The organism is Helicobacter mesocricetorum (genome assembly GCF_900198605.1).
GTDB lineage: Bacteria > Campylobacterota > Campylobacteria > Campylobacterales > Helicobacteraceae > Helicobacter_D > Helicobacter_D mesocricetorum.
In genome coordinates this window covers 1-3,592 of sequence record NZ_FZPJ01000011.1, presented here as the reverse complement: position 1 = coordinate 3,592, position 3,592 = coordinate 1, and the positions used below count along the sequence as shown (strand labels likewise).

Annotated in this window: 1 protein-coding gene; it reads right to left on the bottom strand. The window is 32.9% G+C overall.

What is annotated here, in order from left to right:
* The coding region (locus tag C6H18_RS03455; RefSeq protein ID WP_104721719.1) for a capsular polysaccharide export protein, LipB/KpsS family at positions 1-3,113 on the bottom strand (3,113 nt) is incomplete at its 3' end.
* Positions 3,114-3,592: the final 479 nt, after the last annotated feature.

Here is a 3,592-nt window from a genome sequence, read left to right as displayed (position 1 = left end):
CTTTGCCCCTTCCTTGCAACAAAAGCATAAAACCAAATTCTCAATCTATAAAATGTATCTTTTTGCATTTTTTGCCTCTCTCTTTCTAATTCCTCTACTAGCACATCAGGTGAGCAAATTTCTAAGGTTTTTGGATGAATGTATCGAGGGTAGAGAATATAAGCTCCAGCAATGAGTTCTTCTAAACTTAACTTGCGATTTCGTCTTATGCAAGTTTGCTTATCTATGGTTAATCCCCAACCAGCATAAAAAGGCATTCCATAGGTTACGACTTTTTTACCATAAAGCAAAGCTTCAAACCCACTAAGTGAAGTAAGAGTATGCACTTCATCTACTACTTCTATGACAGAGGATAAACTCACATTATCTACAATTTCATCACAATATTTCAAGGCAATTTCTGATGCAATTTGCCCGATACGATTCCCACTTAACACATCAGGATGTGGCTTATAGAGAATATAGCTTTGTGGATTTTCTTTTCTTACTTGTTGAAGTAAAGAAAGATTTGTTTGTTTAGGGGCACCATAAATAATAGAAGCATCATCCTCTACTTGTCCTGGCACTAAAATAATAGTTTTATCTTGAGGTGTATTTAGTTTTTTATGCGAATCTATATTGTATTTACTAATTTTGTTTTTTAAAATCTCCTCTTTTAAAAGTTTTGCTTCTTTGATTAAAGAAGGAGAAAATAATGTATTTTGCAAAATATGTTCTAATCTACTTGGTTGTGTAGGATCAAAGTAGATTCCTAAATCATCAAAGACAAGTGAAAAAGGACGCGTAAGGTCTGAACCAAGTGAAAGAGAGCGGATAAATCCATCTTCAATGTGTGTGATTTTTAAGCCATTATTCTTAGCATAAGTTTCTACTTCTTTGAAGCTTTTACGACCCCAAATAAAAATATCACTTTCTAAGTCTAGTCCCTTTTTTAATGCTACCTCTAGTGCATCAACTGACATTGGATTAATAAAAATCAAATTCTGAGGCGAATAATTACGGAGAAAAGGCTTAATAAAGTTATGTTTCCAATAAGAAAACCCAAAAAAATAAGCCTTATGATTTGTTTTAAGGTATAAATACTTATAACGCACCATCGTATGGAGAGTATCTAAAATATCACTTTTACGCTGATAAATAGGATTATAGTATTGCGTATAAAGTATATAACTTGCAGCAAAAACTTCCTCTAAACTTAACTTGCGATTTCGCCTTATGCAAGTTTGCTTGTCTATGGTAAGCCCCCAACCTGCATAAAAAGGCATTCCATAGCATATACACTCACAGCCTACAAGTAAGGCTTCAAACCCCATTTGTGAGGTTTTAGTATAGACTTTGCTAAAATATTTTAGTAATGAAATGGGGTTAAAATCCTCTGTTATAACCTCACAAAAGGGCAAAATATCATCAGATTTAATATCAGATTGTTGCTTACCATTTAAAACATCTGGGTGAATTTTAAGATAAATTTTTGCCTCTGGATTCTCTAAGTAAGCAGCTTCTATTATCTCTTTTGTGCTAAACTTCTCACCATAGCCATATGATAAGCTAGAATCCTTGTTGGTTTGTGCGATGATTAAAACTCTCTTTTTGCAAGGTTTAAAGTAATCTTGTGGAACATCTTTAAAACAATTATATTTAGAAATATTATGTTTAACAATCAACCCCATTGCCTCTTTAGCGGTATCAATAAGCACAGAATCACTTTTAAAATCATAGGTATTTAGGAGATTTTCTAGCGCACTTGGGCAAGTTGCATCATAATAGATTCCTACCTCATCTTGCACCAAAGAAAAGCTAGGCGCACCCTTAATACCCAAATCAAAGGAACGAATAAATCCATCTTCTAGCAAAACAAATTTACAATAGTATTTTTTTGCTAAGGCTATGGCATTCCACCCCGTTTTTTTGCGTCCCCAACCATAAAATACAGAATCTTTTATGATCTGTAATTTATTTGGAAAAATAGGCAAATATTTTTTTAAAAGCTGCTTGGGATAGGCTTTTTTGGGTTTTAAGAAAGCATAAAAAGCCCATAGATAAATAAAATTTGGTATTCTTAAATGCTTTATATGTTTCAACAACACACTATCACTAAAAAACTCTTTTGGTCTTGTAAGGAATTTTCTTATCTTTCCGCCAATAGGTTTTTTTCTAGGCTTCACACCCTCACCAAGATGAAAAAAGCCACTATAATCCTCTCTTTTATATCCATAGTCATTCATCAAAGAGAGTATGAAAAAGCACAAATCTTGAGAAGGATTGTGTGAAAGCCATACACAACTTGCATTTTGCAAATCAAAAGAACGCATACTCTCTAACAAAAGGGCTTCATTGGGTTTGCGTCTAAAATAAAAGGCACTAGTAAGCGGACGAGAATGCCACCGATGGAGCAATACTAAATCTTTAAAAAAGTAAGGTAGAGAATAAAAGCTAAGATATGCCCTAAAACCCCTTGCATCTCCTAAAAATTGATGTCTCACATCCGTGTAATAATCTTTTGGTTTTAGGGAATGAGGATTAAAAGCTGCAAGTCTATGCAAAAACTCAAAATCCTCTCCTCCGTGCCCCAAAAAATCCTCTCTAAATCCTCCCAAGCTTTTAAAATATTGCTTTTCTAAGATGATTGCCGAGCTATTAGCAGAGAGACTCTCTACTAAATGATTCTCTCCCTTTAAAAAACTCATTTTAAGCTTGGAAAAATCCCTCGTCCTTTCAAAAATTCTTGTCCCCTCAAGGGTCAGATATAAAAACGGAAGTGAAATAAATCGCCTCTTGCCATTCTCCAACTTAGATTCTATCTCTTGGAGCAATAAAGATTCAAAATTACTAGTATAATCCATATCTACATCATAAAAAAACAAATATTTTTGCGTTGCGAAATTTACTGCTTGATTCCTAGCATACGCAGGAGAAAAAATCTGTGCTTTAGAGGGTGAATGGAGAATTTTGATATGTGCATAATTGCTTTTCAATAAACACTCTTTGCTACAATCTGCAAAAATCACTTCAAAATATTCTTTGTCTTTAAATTTTTCAACCAATTCTAAAGCTCTTTTGTAAATAAACGAATCAGCATTTTTATAAAATATAGGAATAATAAAGCTTAACAAAGATTATGCCTTTAAATACTCTCAAAGATAAAAAGGTAATTATATAACAAACTCATAAATCTAACCCTGTAAGTTTCTATTAAAGTTATGGGATTGATTAATCTCACATTGAATATTTTTGGCACTTATAATAGTAGATTATTTTATCATTTTACCAATATGAAAGCTTAATAATAAATGATGCAGGATTTGCTTTTTAGCCCTATACTACCCTTTGCATAGAATAGACATACAACCTCATCGCTTTCTCTCTAAACCCTCTTTTTAAACTCTCTTTTTAACTTACGCACTTCTTGGAATAATACAAGGTAGGCAAATAAAAGTTTGAATATTCGCCCCCCCCCCCCCACAGAATTAGCTTTTATTCTATGCTTCTCCTAACTTATCATAAAGGGTTGTTTTTTTTTTTAAAGATTCTTTTTCATACAGAATGAATTTCTAAAGGGGGTATGTTATTTTGAGATTTTTTTTTTTTTCTT